This window comes from Streptomyces sp. H39-C1, from assembly GCF_027158125.1.
GTDB lineage: Bacteria > Actinomycetota > Actinomycetes > Streptomycetales > Streptomycetaceae > Actinacidiphila > Actinacidiphila fildesensis.
Genome location: NZ_JAPVLS010000008.1, coordinates 59,110 through 75,196 on the forward strand (window position 1 = coordinate 59,110; position 16,087 = coordinate 75,196).

Annotated in this window: 13 protein-coding genes; 10 read left to right on the top strand and 3 right to left on the bottom strand. The window is 72.4% G+C overall.

Annotated elements, in window-relative coordinates; translation table 11 throughout:
* The first annotated feature begins 47 nt into the window (after positions 1 to 47).
* From cbiE to cobC, 5 genes are read left to right on the top strand one after another with little or no spacing between them, the layout of a single operon-like run.
* Positions 48 to 1,310 (top strand): precorrin-6y C5,15-methyltransferase (decarboxylating) subunit CbiE, encoded by a 1,263-nt coding sequence (gene cbiE, locus O3W51_RS07740; RefSeq protein WP_138355043.1) that lies wholly within the window; start codon positions 48 to 50, stop codon positions 1,308 to 1,310.
* Positions 1,307 to 3,013 carry a precorrin-3B C(17)-methyltransferase gene (cobJ, locus tag O3W51_RS07745; protein WP_138355017.1) on the top strand — a complete coding sequence of 569 codons (1,707 nt, stop codon included), beginning with the start codon at positions 1,307 to 1,309 and terminating at the stop codon, positions 3,011 to 3,013. The genes cbiE and cobJ overlap by 4 nt, the downstream gene beginning before the upstream one ends.
* Positions 3,014 to 3,050: 37 nt before the next feature.
* Positions 3,051 to 3,677: a precorrin-8X methylmutase gene (locus O3W51_RS07750; RefSeq protein ID WP_138355018.1), complete on the top strand. Its 627-nt coding sequence runs from the start codon at positions 3,051 to 3,053 to the stop codon at positions 3,675 to 3,677.
* Entirely contained in the window at positions 3,674 to 4,570 is an 897-nt protein-coding gene (locus tag O3W51_RS07755) for a sirohydrochlorin chelatase (RefSeq protein WP_269284857.1), read from the top strand. The genes O3W51_RS07750 and O3W51_RS07755 overlap by 4 nt, the downstream gene beginning before the upstream one ends.
* Positions 4,554 to 5,663, top strand: coding sequence for an Rv2231c family pyridoxal phosphate-dependent protein CobC (gene cobC, locus O3W51_RS07760; RefSeq protein WP_269284859.1), 1,110 nt, complete (start codon positions 4,554 to 4,556; stop codon positions 5,661 to 5,663). Before O3W51_RS07755 ends, cobC begins: the two co-directional genes overlap by 17 nt.
* Here the strand turns inward: cobC and O3W51_RS07765 are convergent.
* The 3 genes from O3W51_RS07765 to O3W51_RS07775 all read right to left on the bottom strand — a co-directional run bounded on the left by O3W51_RS07765 (position 5,653) and on the right by O3W51_RS07775 (position 11,214).
* On the bottom strand, positions 5,653 to 8,466 hold the full coding sequence (locus O3W51_RS07765; protein WP_269284861.1) for an ABC transporter substrate-binding protein: 2,814 nt from the start codon (positions 8,464 to 8,466) through the stop codon (positions 5,653 to 5,655). The genes cobC and O3W51_RS07765 overlap by 11 nt on opposite strands.
* A 193-nt stretch (positions 8,467 to 8,659) precedes the next feature.
* Positions 8,660 to 9,838, bottom strand: a complete 1,179-nt coding sequence (locus O3W51_RS07770) for an SCO1860 family LAETG-anchored protein (RefSeq protein ID WP_269284864.1) — start codon at positions 9,836 to 9,838, stop codon at positions 8,660 to 8,662.
* 284 nt (positions 9,839 to 10,122) lie between these two features.
* Entirely contained in the window at positions 10,123 to 11,214 is a 1,092-nt protein-coding gene (locus O3W51_RS07775) for an amidohydrolase family protein (protein ID WP_138355044.1), read from the bottom strand.
* A 113-nt stretch (positions 11,215 to 11,327) separates the two neighbouring features.
* Here O3W51_RS07775 and O3W51_RS07780 point away from each other — a divergent pair, with 113 nt between their 5' ends.
* From O3W51_RS07780 to thpD, 5 genes are all read left to right on the top strand, one after another.
* A complete protein-coding gene (locus O3W51_RS07780) occupies positions 11,328 to 12,371 on the top strand; it encodes a pyridoxal-phosphate-dependent aminotransferase family protein (RefSeq protein ID WP_269284866.1) in 1,044 nt (347 codons plus the stop codon).
* A gap of 359 nt (positions 12,372 to 12,730) precedes the next feature.
* Positions 12,731 to 13,246, top strand: a complete 516-nt coding sequence (gene ectA / locus O3W51_RS07785; protein WP_138355024.1) for a diaminobutyrate acetyltransferase — start codon at positions 12,731 to 12,733, stop codon at positions 13,244 to 13,246.
* Positions 13,247 to 13,354: 108 nt separating this feature from the next.
* The gene (gene ectB, locus O3W51_RS07790) at positions 13,355 to 14,635 is read left to right on the top strand and encodes a diaminobutyrate--2-oxoglutarate transaminase (protein WP_269284868.1); all 1,281 of its coding nucleotides are present in this window, start codon (positions 13,355 to 13,357) and stop codon (positions 14,633 to 14,635) included.
* A gap of 82 nt (positions 14,636 to 14,717) precedes the next feature.
* Entirely contained in the window at positions 14,718 to 15,176 is a 459-nt protein-coding gene (locus O3W51_RS07795; RefSeq protein WP_164296452.1) for an ectoine synthase, read from the top strand.
* Positions 15,177 to 15,180: 4 nt separating this feature from the next.
* Positions 15,181 to 16,080 carry an ectoine hydroxylase gene (thpD, locus tag O3W51_RS07800; RefSeq protein ID WP_138355027.1) on the top strand — a complete coding sequence of 300 codons (900 nt, stop codon included), beginning with the start codon at positions 15,181 to 15,183 and terminating at the stop codon, positions 16,078 to 16,080.
* Positions 16,081 to 16,087: the final 7 nt, after the last annotated feature.

Sequence of the window (16,087 nt, forward strand, 5' to 3'; positions counted from 1 at the left end):
GCGAGCCTGAGCTGCCGCGTACCGCCGGCACGCCCGCGCCCGGCGCGATCACCGTCATCGGCACCGGCACCACCGGCACGGGCACCGGTACCGACGTCGCCGCGACGGCTCCGGCAGGCGCCACGCTCGTCGTCGGCGCGCGGCGCCATCTGGAGGCGGCGCGGCTGCCGGCCGGCGTGGAGCAGATCGTCCTCGGCCCGCTCGCCCCGGCCCTCGACGGCATCGAGCGGCACCTCGGCTCGCCGGAGCACCAGGACCGGCGGGTGACCGTGCTCGCCTCCGGTGATCCCGGGTTCTTCGGCATCGTCCGGGCCCTCGGGGCGCGCTTCGGCCCCGAGACCCTGGACGTCCGCCCGTCCTCCCCCTCCATCGCGGTGGCCTTCGCCCGGCTGGGCCTGTCCTGGGACGACGCGGTCGTCGTCAGCGCGCACGGCCGTGATCCGCGAACGGCCGTCAACGTGTGCCGCGCGCACCCCAAGACCGCGGTGCTGACCGGTCCCGGGGCCGGTCCCGCCGAGTTGGGCGCCGCACTGGCCCGGACCGGCCTCGAGCGCACGCTGGTGGTCGCGGCGGCTCTCGGCACGGCGGACGAGACCGTCGAGCGGGTCTCCCCCGCCGACGCCGCCGTCCGCGACTGGACCGGCACCGGGGTGAGTGTCGTGCTCTGTCTGGACGAGGCGCGGGTGCTGTCACCGGTCCAGCGGATCGTCGCCGGTCCGCCGCCCGCGCCGGCCGGCTGGGCGCTGCCCGAGGAGGCGTTCGGGTACCGCGACTCGATGATCACCAAGTTCGAGGTGCGTGCCCTGGCCCTGTCGCGGCTCGCCCCGCGCACCGGTGACCTCGTGTGGGACATAGGGGCCGGATCGGGTTCCGTGGCCGTGGAGTGCGCCCGCTTCGGCGCCGCCGCGGTCGCCGTCGAACAGACCCCCGACGGCATCGAGCGGATCCGGGCGAACGCGGCGGCCCACGGTGTGGACGTGCAGATCGTGCACGGCGCCGCCCCGACCGTGCTGTCCCAGCTCCCGGACCCGGACGCCGTCTTCATCGGCGGCGGCGGGCGCGACCTGCCCGCCATCGTCGGTGCCTGCGCCAGGCGCGCCCGGCGGACCGTGGTCGTGACCCTCGCGGCCGTCGACCGCGTCGGCGACGTACGCGCCGCCCTCTCCGCGGCCGGTCTCGAACCGGACGGTCTGCTGCTGCAGTCCTCCCGGCTGGCACCGCTGCCGGGCGGCGTCACCCGGCTCGCCGCCAACAATCCCGTATTCGTCCTGTGGGCCACCCGGCCCGGCACCGAAGGAGCAATTCTGTGATCGGCCTGATTTCCGCCACCTCGGCGGGGCAGCGCGGCTGCGAACACCTGGCCGCCGCCTGGCCCGACGAGGTCCGGGTCTACGACGGGCCGGTCCGCGAGGCGGTCGGTCGCGCGTTCGCCGAATGCGAGCAACTGGTGTGCTTCCTCGCCACCGGCGCCGTCGTCCGCCTGATCGCCCCCCTGCTGCGGGGCAAGGACACCGATCCCGGTGTCGTCACGGTGGACGAGACGCATCAGCACGCGATAGCGCTGCTGGGCGGCCACGGCGGCGGTGCGAACGAGCTGGCGCAGCGCGTCGCCGACGCACTGGGCTGCCGTCCGGTGATCAGCACCGCCACCGACGCCGCCGGGGTGCCAGGACTCGACATGCTGGGCTGGCCCGTCGACGGCGCGGTCGCGGCCGTCAGCCGCGCGATCCTCGACGGCGACCCCGTACATCTGGACACCCCCCATGGCGTCCACCCCCTTCCTGCTCTGCCACCCAACGTAACCGCCGCCACTGACAGTGACGTCTCACTGATCGTCACCGACCGTGTGGCCGCAGCGGATACAGCCGCCAGGACCGTGCTGCTGCGCCCGCCGTCGCTGGTCGTCGGCGTGGGCGGCAGCCGGGGAGTGCCGGCCGACGAGGTGCTGACGCTGATCGGGAGCGCGCTCGCCGACGCGGGTCTTTCGCCCCGCTCGGTCGCGGCGCTGGCGACCGTGGACGCGAAGGCGGACGAGGCGGGGATCGTCGAGGCCGCCGAGCGGCTCGGGGTGCCGCTGCTGACGTACACCGCGGACCGGCTCGCCGGGATCGACGTACCGAACCCGTCGGACGCTCCGCTGGCGGCCGTCGGCACCCCGTCGGTCGCCGAGGCGGCGGCGCTCGCGGCGGCACCGGGCGGCGAACTGCTGGTGCCCAAGCGGAAGTCCGCGCCGCAGGAGGGTCCCGCGATGGCGACCGCCGCCGTGGCGCGGCGCCGTCCGCGCGGCCGGCTCTCGGTGGTCGGGCTCGGTCCCGGCGCACGTGACCTGCTGACGCCGCGGGCCCGCGAGGAGCTGCGCCGGGCATCGGTGATCGTCGGCCTGGACCAGTACGTCGACCAGATCAGGGACCTGCTGCGGCCCGGCACCCGGATCCTGGAATCCGGCCTGGGTGCCGAGGAGGAGCGGGCGCGTACCGCTGTGGAGCAGGCCCGCGCGGGCCATGCGGTGGCCCTGATCGGCAGCGGTGACGCGGGCGTCTACGCGATGGCCTCCCCCGCGCTCGCCGAGGCCGCGGACGACATCGACGTCGTCGGGGTGCCCGGGGTGACGGCCGCGCTCGCCGCCGCCGCGATCCTGGGTGCGCCGCTGGGCCACGACCATGTGTCGATCAGCCTGTCGGACCTGCACACACCGTGGGACGTCATCGAGCGCCGGGTCCGCGCCGCGGCCGAGTCCGATCTGATCGTCACCTTCTACAACCCGCGCAGCCGGGGCCGCGACTGGCAGCTGCCGAAGGCGCTGTCGCTGCTCGCGGAGCACCGGGAGCCCGGCACCCCGGTCGGCGTCGTGCACGCCGCGTCCCGGCCTGACGAGCGCAGCGAGGTGACGACCATCGCGGCGCTGGATGTGACGACGGTCGACATGGTGACCGTCGTGACCGTCGGCAACACCGCCACCCGCAACGTGGCCGGCCGCATGGTGACCCCGCGCGGCTACCGGTGGCAGGCATGACCGGCCCGCAGCCCATCCGACGACCGGGAGGTTCCCTGTGACCCGCACCGTTCACCCCATCGAGCAGGAGTCGTTCCGCAGACTGCGCTCCCGGCTCGACACCTCGCACTTCCCGCCGCTGACGCGGGCCGTGGTCGAGCGGGTCGTCCACTCCAGCGCCGATCTGGAGTACGCCGGGGAACTCGTCTGTGACGAGGCCGAGTTGCTGGCCGCCCACACCGCGCTGCACGCGGGCGCCCCGATCGTCGCGGATGTCGAGATGGTCGCCGCCGGGATCACCACCCGGCCGGTCGTCTGCCGGCTCAAGGACGGCCGGTCGGGTCCCGGGCTGACCCGCAGCGCGCACGCGATCCGGCTGGCCTACGAACAGGTCGGTCCCGGTGCCGTCTGGGTGATCGGGTGCGCGCCGACCGCGCTCGAGGAACTGCTGACGCTGGACGCCGCGCCCGCGCTGGTGATCGGTCTGCCGGTCGGCTTCGTGGGAGCGGCGGAGAGCAAGGCCGCGCTGCGCGCCTCCGGTCTGCCCGCCGTCAGCAACATCTCCGAGAAGGGCGGTTCCGCCGTGGCGTCCGCCGCGCTCAACGCCCTGCTCTACACCGAACGTCCCGGCGGCCCCGCCGCCCCGGAAGCCCTCACCCCCCTCACCAAGGAGAACTCGCTGTGATCCCGCCCGCACTCCTGCTCGTCGGCCACGGAACCCGTGACGAGGCCGGAGCCGAAGCCTTCCGTGCGTTCGTCCGGCAGCTCGGCGAGCACAATCCCGGGCTGCCGGTCGGCGGCGGGTTCATCGAACTGTCGCCGCCGCCGCTCGCCGACTCGGTCGCGGAACTGGTGGCGCAGGGCGTCCGCAGCTTCGCGGCGGTCCCCATGGTGCTGGTCTCCGCGGGGCACGCGAAGGGCGACATCCCGGCCGCCCTGGCCCGCGAGGAGCAGCGGCACCCGGGCACGACGTACACCTACGGCCGGCCGCTGGGCCCGCACCCGGGCCTGCTGACGATCCTGGAGCGGCGGCTGGACGAGGTGCTCGGCGACGACCGCTCGGACACCACGGTGCTGCTCGTCGGCCGCGGTTCGACCGACCCGGACGCCAACGCCGAGATATACAAGGTCGCGCGGCTGCTGTGGGAGGGCCGCGGCTACGCGGGCGTGGAGACGGCGTTCGTGTCGCTGGCCGCGCCGGACGTGCCCTCGGGTCTTGAGCGCTGCCGCAAGCTGGGCGCCGGCCGCATCGTCGTGCTGCCGTACTTCCTGTTCACCGGCATCCTGCCGGACCGGGTCCGGGACCAGGCCGCCGAATGGGCCGCCGCGCATCCGGCGACCGACGTGCGGCAGGCGGCCGTCATCGGCCCGGAGCCGGAGCTGGCCGACCTGGTGATGGAGCGCTACCGCGAGACCCTCAAGGGCGATCTGCGGATGAACTGCGACTCCTGCGTCTACCGCGTCAAGCTGCCCGGTTTCGAGGACCGGGTCGGTATGCCGCAGCAGCCGCACCACCACCCCGACGACCCCTCGGGCGACCACGGCCACCACCACGGTCACCATGCCCACTCCCACTGACGGCACTTCCGGTGCCGGCGGCACGGACGGCTACGACCTCCGGCACCACGGCGACGCCGAGGTGCGCGACGACGGCGGGGTACGGACCGACCTCGCCGTCAACGTCCGTGCCGGTACGCCGCCGGCCTGGCTGAAGGCGACGATCGCCGCGTCGCTCGACGGCCTGGCGGCCTATCCCGACGGGCGGGCGGCGCGGGCCGCCGTCGCCCGGCGGCACGGCCGGCCGGTGGACGAGGTGCTGCTGACGGCGGGCGCGGCGGAGGCGTTCGTGCTGCTGGCGCGGGCCTTCGCACCGCGTCACGCGGTCGTGGTGCACCCGCAGTTCACCGAGCCCGAGGCGGCGCTGCGCGACGCCGGACACGCCGTGCACCGGGTGGTCCTGGACGCCGCCGACGGTTTCCGGCTCGATCCGGCGGCCGTTCCCGAGGACGCCGACTTCGTCGTGCTCGGCAATCCGACGAACCCGACGTCGGCACTCCACCCGTCCGACGTGGTCGCACGGCTGGCCCGGCCCGGCCGGACCCTGGTGGTCGTCGAGGCGTTCATGGACGCCGTACCCGGCGAGTCCGCCTCGCTGGCCGCCCGCCGTGACGTACCCGGTCTCGTCGTGCTGCGCAGCCTCACCAAGACCTGGGGGCTGGCGGGACTGCGGATCGGCTATGTGCTCGCCGGCGCCGAGCACATCGCCCTGCTGGAGCGCGCGCAGCCGCTGTGGGCGGTCTCGTCGCCGGGGCTGGCCGCCATCGAGGCGTGTGTGGCACCGGACGCGCTGGCGGAGGCGGACCGGGCCGCGGCCGAGATCGCGGTCTGCCGCGCGTATCTGCTCGCCCGGCTGGGCGAGTTCGACGGACTGGAGGTCGCGGGCACGCCCGCCGGGCCGTTCGTCCTGGTCGAACTGCAGGACGCGGCCGCCGTCCGTGAGCGGCTGCGCGACCTCGGCTTCGCGGTCCGCCGCGCGGACACCTTCCCCGGTCTCGACGGGCGGTGGCTGCGGATCGCCGTCCGCGACGCGGCCACGACGGACGCCTTCGTCGAAGCGCTGGCCAAGGCGCGCAGCGGACGGAGCCCGGAGGACCCGGCGGTCAGTTCTTGAGGCCGAGCGCCTGGATGTCCACACCGCCCAGCGCCGGGTGGAGATAGACGTTGGTCAGCCGCGCCGAGCGGTAGTTGAGCTGCCGCACGTACATGAACGGGATCAGGGTGCCCCGGTCCTGCGAGGTGGAGTCGACGGTGCGCCAGACGCTGTCGGCGGAGTTCCGGTCGGTCTTGGCGTCGGCCTCGTCCATCAGGTCCTTCAACTGCTGGTCGGCCAGGGCCGCGTAGTTGGACGGACTGCCGGTCAGCAGCAGCGGGCGCAGGAAGCCGGCCGGGGTGGGCCAGTCGGACTGCCAGGTGGTGAGGATGATGCCCCACCCACGCTCCTTGATCTTCTTCTGGTCGGGCAGCGTCGCGTACAGGTCCGCGGCCTCGGGGTACTCGGTCTTGGCGGTGATCCCGACGGCGGCGAGCTGGGTGCGCAGGTTCTCCACGATGGCCTTGGTCCGGGGGTTGCCGGTGGCCGTGACGATGGTGGTCGAGAAGCCGGACGCGTGCCCGCAGTCGGACAGCTGGCGCTTGGCGAGGTCGGGATAGGTGCGGCCGGCGGTCGTGCCGTACGTGTTCAGATGCGGGTCGTAGCCGCCGACCGTCGGCGGCAGCATCCCGCCCGCGACGTCCCCCGCGTCCTTTCCGCCGCCCGCGTCGCGCAGCGCGGTCCGGTTCGCCGCGTACTGCACCGCCCAGCGGCAGCGGTAGTCGTTCAGGGGTGCGACGGCGGTCTGCAGGGAGAAGTACCGGACGGCCCCGATCAGCGCGGAGTCCGCGTTCGCCTTGAGGCTGTCACTGCCGAGGATCTTGGTGCGGGTGGCGTCCTGGACACCGGCCTGGGCCGGGTCCAGGTCGGCCTCTCCGCTGAGCAGCGCGGCGTCGACCACGTCGGAGCCGGCCGCGACCGTGAAGTCGACGGCGTCCGGCAGGGCCGTGCGAATGCCGTCGGTGGCCGGGTCCCACTCGTCGTTGCGCACCAGCCGCAGCTTCTTGTCGCGATCATAGGAGGCGATCTTGTACGGCCCGCTGGCGACCGGCTGCTTCTCGTAGTTGTCCTTGGTGTCCTTGGCCTTCGGCACGGGCGAGGACATCGGCAGCGCGAGCACGTACGGGAAGTCGGCGAACGGCGCGTCGAGATGGAAGACGATGGTGCTGTCGTCCGGTGTGAGCACGCTCTTCAGGCCCAGCTGGTCCGGGTCGGTGTCCTTGTACGGGCCCGGGTAGGACTGGCCCTGGTCGAGCAGGTCCCGCAGATGCGTGGGTCCGCCGCTGAACAGATCGGTCGCGAACGTCCGCTCTATGCCGTACTTGATGTCCTTGGACGTGATGGCCGTGCCGTCCTCGAAGGTCACACCCTTCTTGAGGGTGTACGTGTAGGTGAGGCCGCCGTCGCTGACCGTGCCCGTGGTGGTGGCCAGGTCCGGCGCGAGTTCGGCGCCCGCCCCGCTGGGCTGGGGGGCGAAGTCCACGAGCTTGCGCAGCAGGAGCCGGTCCAGGTTCCAGGCGAGCGGTGAGTAGGAGCGCGCCGGGTCCAGGGAGTCGGGGGCGTAGTACGACATCAGCTTGAGCGTGCCGCCCTTGGCCGTGGACGGGTTGACGGTGCCGTTGACCGCCCCGTCGAAGCCGCGGCCGACGGTCCGCTTGCCGATCAGGTCCAGGGCCGTGACGGTGTGCTCGGACGGGGCGTGCGAGGAGCCGAGGCGGACCGCGAGCACCGTGCCGAGCGTCAGCACCACGGCCGCCGAAACAGCGATGAGGGCGCGCCGCCGTCCCTTGCCGCGGCGCGGATCGACCGGCGCCGTGCCCCACTGCTGGGACGTGTACACCTCGCCGGGCCGCCCCGACGCCGGTGGCATCGGCAGCGGCGGCGGAACCGGGGTGTGCGGCGGTGTGTGCGGCGGGTTGTAGGCCGGGTGCAGGGGCACGACCGGCCGCGGGGCGGGGGCGGGCGGCAGGGCCGGGGTGGCGCCGCCCCGGGGTGCCGCGAGCCAGCCGTTCAGGTCGTCGCGCATGGCGGCCGCGCTGCGCGGGCGTAGCGCGGGGTTCTTGGAGAGGGCGGAGATGACGATCGCGTCCAGCTCGGGCGGTACCGCCGCGTTCCGCGCCGAGGGCGGCTCCGGGGTGGAGTGGATGTGCGCGTACATCACCGTGAGCGGCGTCGGGCCGGGGAACGGGACGGTGCCGGTGAGCAGTTCGGTCAGCATGCAGCCGACCGCGTACAGATCGCTGCGCGCGTCGACCTCGCGGTCCTCGATCTGCTCGGGTGACATGTAGCCGGGGGTGCCGAGGGCGGATCCGGTGCCGGTGATCCGGGTCAGCGAGTGCACGACCCGGGCGATCCCGAAGTCGGCGACCTTGACCGAACCCGTCGAGGTGATCAGGACGTTGGACGGTTTGACGTCCCGGTGGACCAGCCCGCGGGCGTGGGCGTGGGCGAGCGCGTCCAGGATGTCGCAGGTGATCCTGACCGCCCGATCGATGTCCAGCCTGACCTGGCTGCGGGCCAGTTCGGCGAGGGTGCTGCCGTCCACGTACTCCATGACGAGGTACGGCACGATGCCCTCGTCCGTCCGCACCTCGTCCTGGTCGTGGACGGTGACGATGCCGGGGTGGTTGAGCCCGGCGGCGGCGCGGGCCTCGCGCGCGAAGCGGCGCCGGGCCTCGGCGTCCCGGGCCAGTTCCGGCAGGAGGGTCTTGACGGCGACGGTCCTGCCGAGCCGGGTGTCGTACGCGAGATGAACCCGTGCCATGCCTCCGGAGCCGAGCAGCTCCCGGATCTCGTACCTGCCCCCGAACAGCGCGCTGTCCATCGCGTCCCCCGACCCCCGGCCCGTCCAGCGGACCCCGTGACCCCTGTGACCCCTGAAACGAACCCTGCGAACTCTGTCTGCTTTCCCCTGAACACAACAGTAGAGGGCGACGCCGACAACGGCGCCGCCCTCTCCCATTCCCCCTCGGACCCTCAGTCCCCCCTCGGGTCCCCATCCGGTCGGAACCGGACGTCTAGGCGTCGGTTTCCGCAGCCTGCGCCGCCTTGCGGCGGCGGGACGTCAGATACAGCGCGCTACCGCCGACCACGACGAGCGCACCGGCGCCCGCGGCGAGCAGCGGGGTGTTGGAACTGCTGCCGGTCTCGGCGAGGTTCTGGGTGGTGGGGCCGGTCTGCGGCTCCGACCCACCGCTGCCGCCGGTGCCCCCCGAACCACTCGCGCCGCTCGAACCACCGCTGCCGCCGGAGCTACCGCCCGAACCGCCCGACGCGCCACCGGTCGTGGACCCGCCGGACGACGCTCCCCCGGTGGAGGCACCGCCGTCGGTGGCGCCGCCGTTCGTGGCCCCGCCGGTCGTGGCGCCGCCGTTGTCGGCCCCACCGTTGGTGGTACCGCCGTGGGTGGCGCCGCCGTTGGAGGTGCCGCCGGTCGTCGGGTCGACCACCTTCGGCGCCTCGCAGGTCGCCTTGACCAGGGTCACGGTGCCGCTGACGACCGCGACGTTCAGCTTGAGCGGATTGACTTTCACCTTCAGTTCCAGCCCGGTGGCGGCGGCCGTCCGCGACGTGGTCCGGGTCTTCGTCAGGTCGAGGCTGACCTCGCCGACTCCGGGCACCGCGACCTTGGTCGTCCCGGTGGCGGTCAGGGTGACCTTCTTGTTGAGCACCCACACGCCGACCAGCGTGGCCGACGCGGTCGGCTTCCGGCCCGCCTCGCAGGTCGCCTTGGAGGTGACCGCCTCGAGCTTGATCAGGGACAGGTACGGCAGGCCGGGCAGATGCACCTCGGCGCGGGCCAGGTTCGCGTAGCCCTCCGCCTTGTGCGCGTCGGCCGTCGCCTTCGCGGTGGCGACATCCGCCCGCAGCATGCTGAACGGCTTGCCCTGGTCGACACCGTCCAGCTTGGCGGTGAGCGCGGTCTCGGCGGCGTCGGCCGGTGCCTTCACATCGTTGAGCGAGACGTTCAGCGGCAGATGGACCGTCTTGTTCACCAGCGATACGTCGAGACCCGCGCGCAGGACGGTCGCGGTCGAGCTGCCGCCCCCGGAGCCGCCGGAGGTGCCCCCGGAGTTTCCGGAGGGATGCGCCTGGGCCGCCGGGGCGACGGCCAGCGCACCTGCCGCAAGCGCGACGGCCGCGCCGACGGCGGCGGCCGAACGGCGTGCGGGCAGGCTGAAGTTGGAGCTGTACACGGTGGAACCCCCACGAGTGGCTTGGAGTCAGCGGCGCCGCTTGAGGGGACAACGCGACCGCCGGTGACCTCGGTCCCGCCATATTTACGCACTGAGAGTGAACTGGCGACTACCTGAAGCGAGTTCACCCATACGGGTGGTTTCCGGCATTATCTTCGAATCTTGCTGCACGCCCGTTCCCACCCGTCACCCGTGCCACGTGATGACGGCCCCCACCTCCGTTGACGCGCCGAGGAGTACGCGGTGGTGCTCAACGACCCGCACCTGCTTCGCGTAACGCTGCGTCAACCCACCACCCGCCCGCGCAGCACGATGCGCCGCGGATCGGCCAGCACCCGTACGTCCGCCCGCGGATCGGCGGCGTACACGATGAGGTCGGCGGAGGCGCCCTCGGTGAGCCCGTCGCGGCCGAGCCATGCGCGGGCGCCCCAGGTCGTGGCGGACAGCGCCTCAACCGGCGACAGGCCCGCCGTGACGAGTTCGGCGATCTCGTCGGCGATCAGGCCGTGGGCCAGCGAGCCGCCCGCGTCGGTGCCGGCGAAGATCCGGATGCCGGCGTCGTGCGCGGCGCCCACCGTGGCGTGCCGGCGCTCGTGCAGCCGGCGCATATGGGCCGCCCAGCGCGGGAACTTGGCCTCGCCGCCGGCCGCCATCGACGGGAACGTCGCGATGTTGACCAGGGTCGGGACGATGGCGACGCCGCGTTCCACGAAGAGCGGGATGGTGTCCTCGGTCAGCCCGGTGGCGTGCTCGACGCAGTCGATACCCGCCTCCACGAGGTCACGCAGCGAGTCCTCGGCGAAGCAGTGCGCGGTGACCCGCGCGCCCTCCTCGTGGGCGGCGGCGATGGCCTCCTCCAGGGCGCCGCGCGGCCAACAGGCCGTGAGGTCACCGGCCTCGCGGTCGATCCAGTCGCCGACGAGCTTCACCCAGCCGTCCCCGCGCCGCGCCTCCTGGCGGACGTACGCCGTCAGATCCCCCGGCTCGATCTCGTGCGCGTAGTTGCGGATGTAGCGGCGGGTGCGCGCGATGTGCCGGCCGGCGCGGATGATCCGCGGCAGGTCCTCGCGGTCGTCGACCCAGCGGGTGTCGGACGGCGACCCGGCGTCGCGCAGCAGCAGGGTGCCGGCCTCGCGGTCGGTCAGCGCCTGCTTCTCCGCCGTCTCCGCGTCCACCGGGCCGTGCGTGTCGAGGCCGACGTGGCAGTGCGCGTCGACGAGGCCGGGCAGCGCCCAGCCCTCGACGGTGGTCACCTCGAGCGGTCCGGCCGGCCGGTCGTACGAGATCCGGCCGTCCAGCACCCACACCTCGTCCCTGACGTCCTCGGGGCCGACCAGCACCCGGCCCTTGACGTGCAGCGCACCGCGATCACCCATGACACTCATGCCCAGCACCCTAAAAGGTCGGAGGTACGCTCGCGAAGGCACCCTCGGGCCCGACACGGCCCCGGGCATGCCCCAGACCTTCATCCGTACGGAAGAGACACATCGTGACGCACCCCCTCCTGGACCTGCCCCCGCTGACCGCCGCCCGTTTCGCCGGGATCGAACGGCGTGTCGCGGCGCTGCTGGGCACCGAGCAGGACGTCGTCATCACCCAGGGCGAGGCGCTGCTGCCCCTCGAGGGCTGCATCCGCGGCGGGGCCCGGCCCAACTCCGCGGCACTCAATGTGGTGACCGGCCCCTACGGGAAGACGTTCGGCGACTGGCTGCGCGACGCGGGCGCCGAGGTCACCGACCTGGCCGTGCCGTTCCACGGGGCGGTCTCCGCCGAGCAGGTGGAGCGCGCTCTGGCGGAGCACCCGGAGATCGACTTCGTCTCGCTGGTGCACGCCGAGGCGGCCACCGGCAACACGAACCCGGTGGCGGAGATCGGCGAGGTGGTGCGCGCGCACGGCGCGCTGTTCATGCTGGACGCGGTCGCGTCGGTGGCCGCGGAACCGCTGCTGCCGGACGCGTGGGGCGTGGACCTGTGCGTCATCGGCGCGCAGAAGGCGATGGGCGGCCCCGCGGGCGTGTCGGCGGTCTCGGTCAGCGCCCGCGCCTGGGAGCGGATGGCGGCCAACCCGGCGGCGCCGCGCCGCTCGTACCTCTCCCTGCTGGACTGGAAGGAGCGCTGGATCGACACCGGCCGCGCCGCACTCCCGCACGCGCCCGCGCAGTTGGAGATGCTGGCGCTGGAGGCGTGTCTGGAGCGGATCGACGCCGACGGCCTCGACACGGTGATCGCCCGGCACCGGGCGGCCGCCACCGCGACCCGCGAGGGCGCGCTCGCCCTCGGCGGCGGCCTGGAGCCGTATGTGTACGAGGCGCGCGACGCCGCGCCGGTCGCGACCACGCTGCGGGTGCCCGCGGGCACCGACGCCACCGCGCTGGTGGCGCGGGCGCTCGCCCTGGACCCCTCGGTCCCGCTCGTCGCCGGCGGTGGCGCGCTCGCCAAGGAGATGGTCCGCGTCAACCACTACGGCCCCGACGCGGATCCCGCCGTGGTCGCCCGGAGCCTCGCGGCGCTGGGTACGGCGCTTTCCGAATAGCGCAGCGTCACCCATTACAGCAGAGCGTGATCACATCAAAGGACAAGAAAGCACTTCCGGGGAATTCGGCCTTTCTGCGGCCGGTCCAGACCGAATTCTCCGGAAGCATTCTTCCGCATGTCTCATGCCCAGCCTTCCGAAGGCTAAACGCAAGGATTCCGTTAAAGCATCCTGGCCGGCTCCGGCAATGTGACGGACTCCACACCAAGATCGAATCACCCGGTCATATCCGGATATAACCGCAGGTCTCGCCACGGTTTTGGCCACCCGCACCCACCCGCGCGATAACACGACGAGCCGGCTGCGTAAAGACCTCCGCCCCATGCAATTCCACTTTCTGCTCGGTAGGTTCATTCCGCATGAACGCCGCTACGGAATGGAAGGCACCACTCGCTCCCGCATTCCTCGACACCCCCACAGTCGATGACGGCGGAGCGATGTGGCGCATCGCCCGCGATTCTCGGACGCTCGATCTCAACTCCTCGTACAGCTATCTCCTGTGGTGCCGCGACTTCGCCGGCACCTCGGTGGTGGCCCGCGACGCCGACGGCGCCCCGGTGGGCTACGTGACCGGATACCTCCGCCCCGAGGAGCCGCGGACGCTGGTCGTCTGGCAGGTGGCCGTCGACGCGGCGCAGCGCGGCCGCGGCGTGGCGGCGGCCATGCTCGACCACCTCGCCGCACGCGTCGCCGTCGACGACGTCCGCTGGATCGAGACCACGATCACGCCGGACAACGCCGCTTCGCAGCGGCTGTTCACCTCCTTCGCCGAGCGCCACGACGTCCCGGTCGAACGCGAAGTCCTCTTCCCCGGTGCCCTGTTCCCCGACGGGCACGACTCCGAGGTGCTGTTCCGCATCGGCCCGACGGTCTGACGCCATCGCGTTCCGCTTCCCCCCACCCCTGACTTCGCACCATCCCCACCGCACCGCACCCCCACCGCACCGCACCCCCACCGCACCGCCTCCCGGAAAGCAGGCACAGTGACCATCACCGCACCCGACATGACCGTCTTCGAGTCCCTGGAGTCGGAGGTCCGCAGCTACTGCCGCAGCTGGCCGGTCATCTTCGACCGCGCCCAGGGCAGCGTGATGTACGACGAGGACGGCCACGCGTATCTCGACTTCTTCTCCGGCGCCGGCGCGCTCAACTACGGGCACAACAACCCGGTGCTCAAACGCGCGCTGCTGGACTACCTCGAACGCGACGGCGTCACCCACGGCCTGGATATGAGCACCACCGCGAAGCGCACCTTCCTGGAGCGCTTCCAGCAGGTGGTCCTCGAACCGCGCGGCCTGGACTACAAGGTGATGTTCCCCGGCCCGACCGGCACCAACGCCGTCGAGGCCGCGCTCAAGCTGGCCCGTAAGGTCAAGGGCCGCGAGTCGATCGTCTCCTTCACCAACGCCTTCCACGGGATGTCGCTCGGCTCGCTCGCCGTCACCGGCAACTCGATGAAGCGGGCCGGCGCGGGCATCCCGCTGGTGCACGGCACCCCGATGCCGTTCGACAACTACTTCGACGGCCGGGTGCCGGACTTCCTGTGGTTCGAGCGGCTGCTGGAGGACCAGGGTTCCGGCCTCAACCAGCCGGCCGCCGTGATCGTCGAGACGATCCAGGGCGAGGGCGGCATCAACGTCGCCCGTCCGGAGTGGCTGCGGGCGCTGGCCGACCTGTGCAAGCGCCGCGACATGCTGCTGATCGTCGACGACATCCAGATGGGCTGCGGCCGCACCGGCGCGTTCTTCTCCTTCGAGGAGGCCGGGATCACGCCGGACATCGTCACGCTCTCCAAGTCCATCAGCGGCTACGGCATGCCGATGTCCCTCGCGCTCTTCAAGCCGGAGCTCGACGTCTGGGAGCCGGGCGAGCACAACGGCACCTTCCGCGGCAACAACCCGGCGTTCGTCACCGCCACCGCCGCGCTCGACATCTACTGGGCGGACGGCCAGCTGGAGAAGCAGACCGTGATGCGCGGCGAGCAGGTCGAGACCGCGCTGCGGGAGATCTGCACGGCTCAGGCACGCGCCGGCGCCGAGTACCGGGGCCGCGGCCTCGCCTGGGGCCTGCAGTTCATCGACCCGTCGATCGCCGGCCGGGTCTGCGCCCGCGCCTTCGAGCTGGGGATGCTGCTGGAGACCTCCGGCCCGCGCAGCGAGGTCGTCAAGCTGCTGCCGGCCCTGACCATCACCCCCGACGAGCTGGACGAGGGGCTGCGCACCCTCACGCGGGCCGTGAGCGACGTCGTCGGCGAATCCGCCTGACCCAGGAGCCGAGTCGAGCCAGGCCGGGCCCGGGTCCGCAGCCGGGCCCGGCCACGAACGGAAAGAAAGCAGAGGCAACCACGTGATCGTCCGATCCTTCAAGGACATCGAGGGCACCGACCGCGATGTGACCGCCGAGACCGGCACCTGGCGCAGCAAGCGCATCGTCCTCGCCGCCGAGGGCGTGGGCTTCTCGATGCACGAGACCACGATGTACGCCGGGACCGTGACGTCCATGTGGTACGCCAACCACATCGAGGCGGTGCTGTGCGTCGACGGTGAGGGCGAGCTGACCAACGACGAGACCGGCGAGACCCACTGGATCTCCCCGGGCACGCTCTACCTGCTCGACGGCCACGAGCGGCACACCATGCGCCCCAAGACCGATCTGCGCTTCGTCTGCGTCTTCAACCCGCCCGTCACCGGGCGGGAGGTGCACGACGAGAACGGGGTCTACCCGCTGCTGACCGAGACCGGGGGCACGACCGCGACCCGTACCAGGACCCGGAACGGGACCGAGACCGAGACCGAGGGAGCCTGACGCCATGACGACCACCACCGACACCATCACCAGCCGGTACCCGACCCGCGGCGCGTCCGAGGTCACCACTCCCCGCCAGGACCCGGTCGTGTGGTCCGAGTACGGCACGCCGGGCCCGATCCAGCCCGCCGAGCTGCGCGGCTACGACCGGGACGGCTTCCTCACCGTCGACCAGCTGCTCCTGCCGGGCGAAGTGGGCCGCTACCGCGATGAGTTGGACCGGCTCTGCGCCGATCCGGCGATCCGGGCCGACCCCCGCGCGATCGTCGAGCCGAAGTCCGGGTCGATCCGCTCGGTCTTCGAGGTGCACCGGATCAGCGAGGTCTTCGCCGAGCTGGTCCGCGACCCCCGGCTCGCCGACCGCGCGCGCCAGATCCTCGGCTCCGACGTCTACGTCCACCAGAGCCGGATCAACGTCAAGCCGGGCTTCGGGGCGTCGGGGTTCTACTGGCACTCGGACTTCGAGACCTGGCACGCCGAGGACGGTCTGCCCAACATGCGGACGGTCTCCGTCTCGGTGGCGCTGACCGAGAACCACGACACCAACGGCGGGCTGATGATCATGCCCGGCTCGCACCGTACGTTCCTCGGCTGCTCGGGCGAGACGCCGAAGGACAACTACAAGCGGTCGCTGCAGATGCAGGACGCCGGCACCCCGTCCGACGAGGCGCTCACCGAACTCGCCGGGGAGCACGGCATCAAGCTCTTCACGGGTGCGGCGGGTTCCGCGACCTGGTTCGACTGCAACTGCATGCACGGTTCGGGCGACAACATCACGCCGTTCCCGCGCAGCAACGTCTTCATCGTCTTCAACAGCGTGGAGAACGCGGCGGTCGAGCCGTTCGCGGCGCCGGTACGGCGGCCGGAGTTCATCGGCGCACGGGACTTCACCCCGGTGCGGTAGCGGGCAA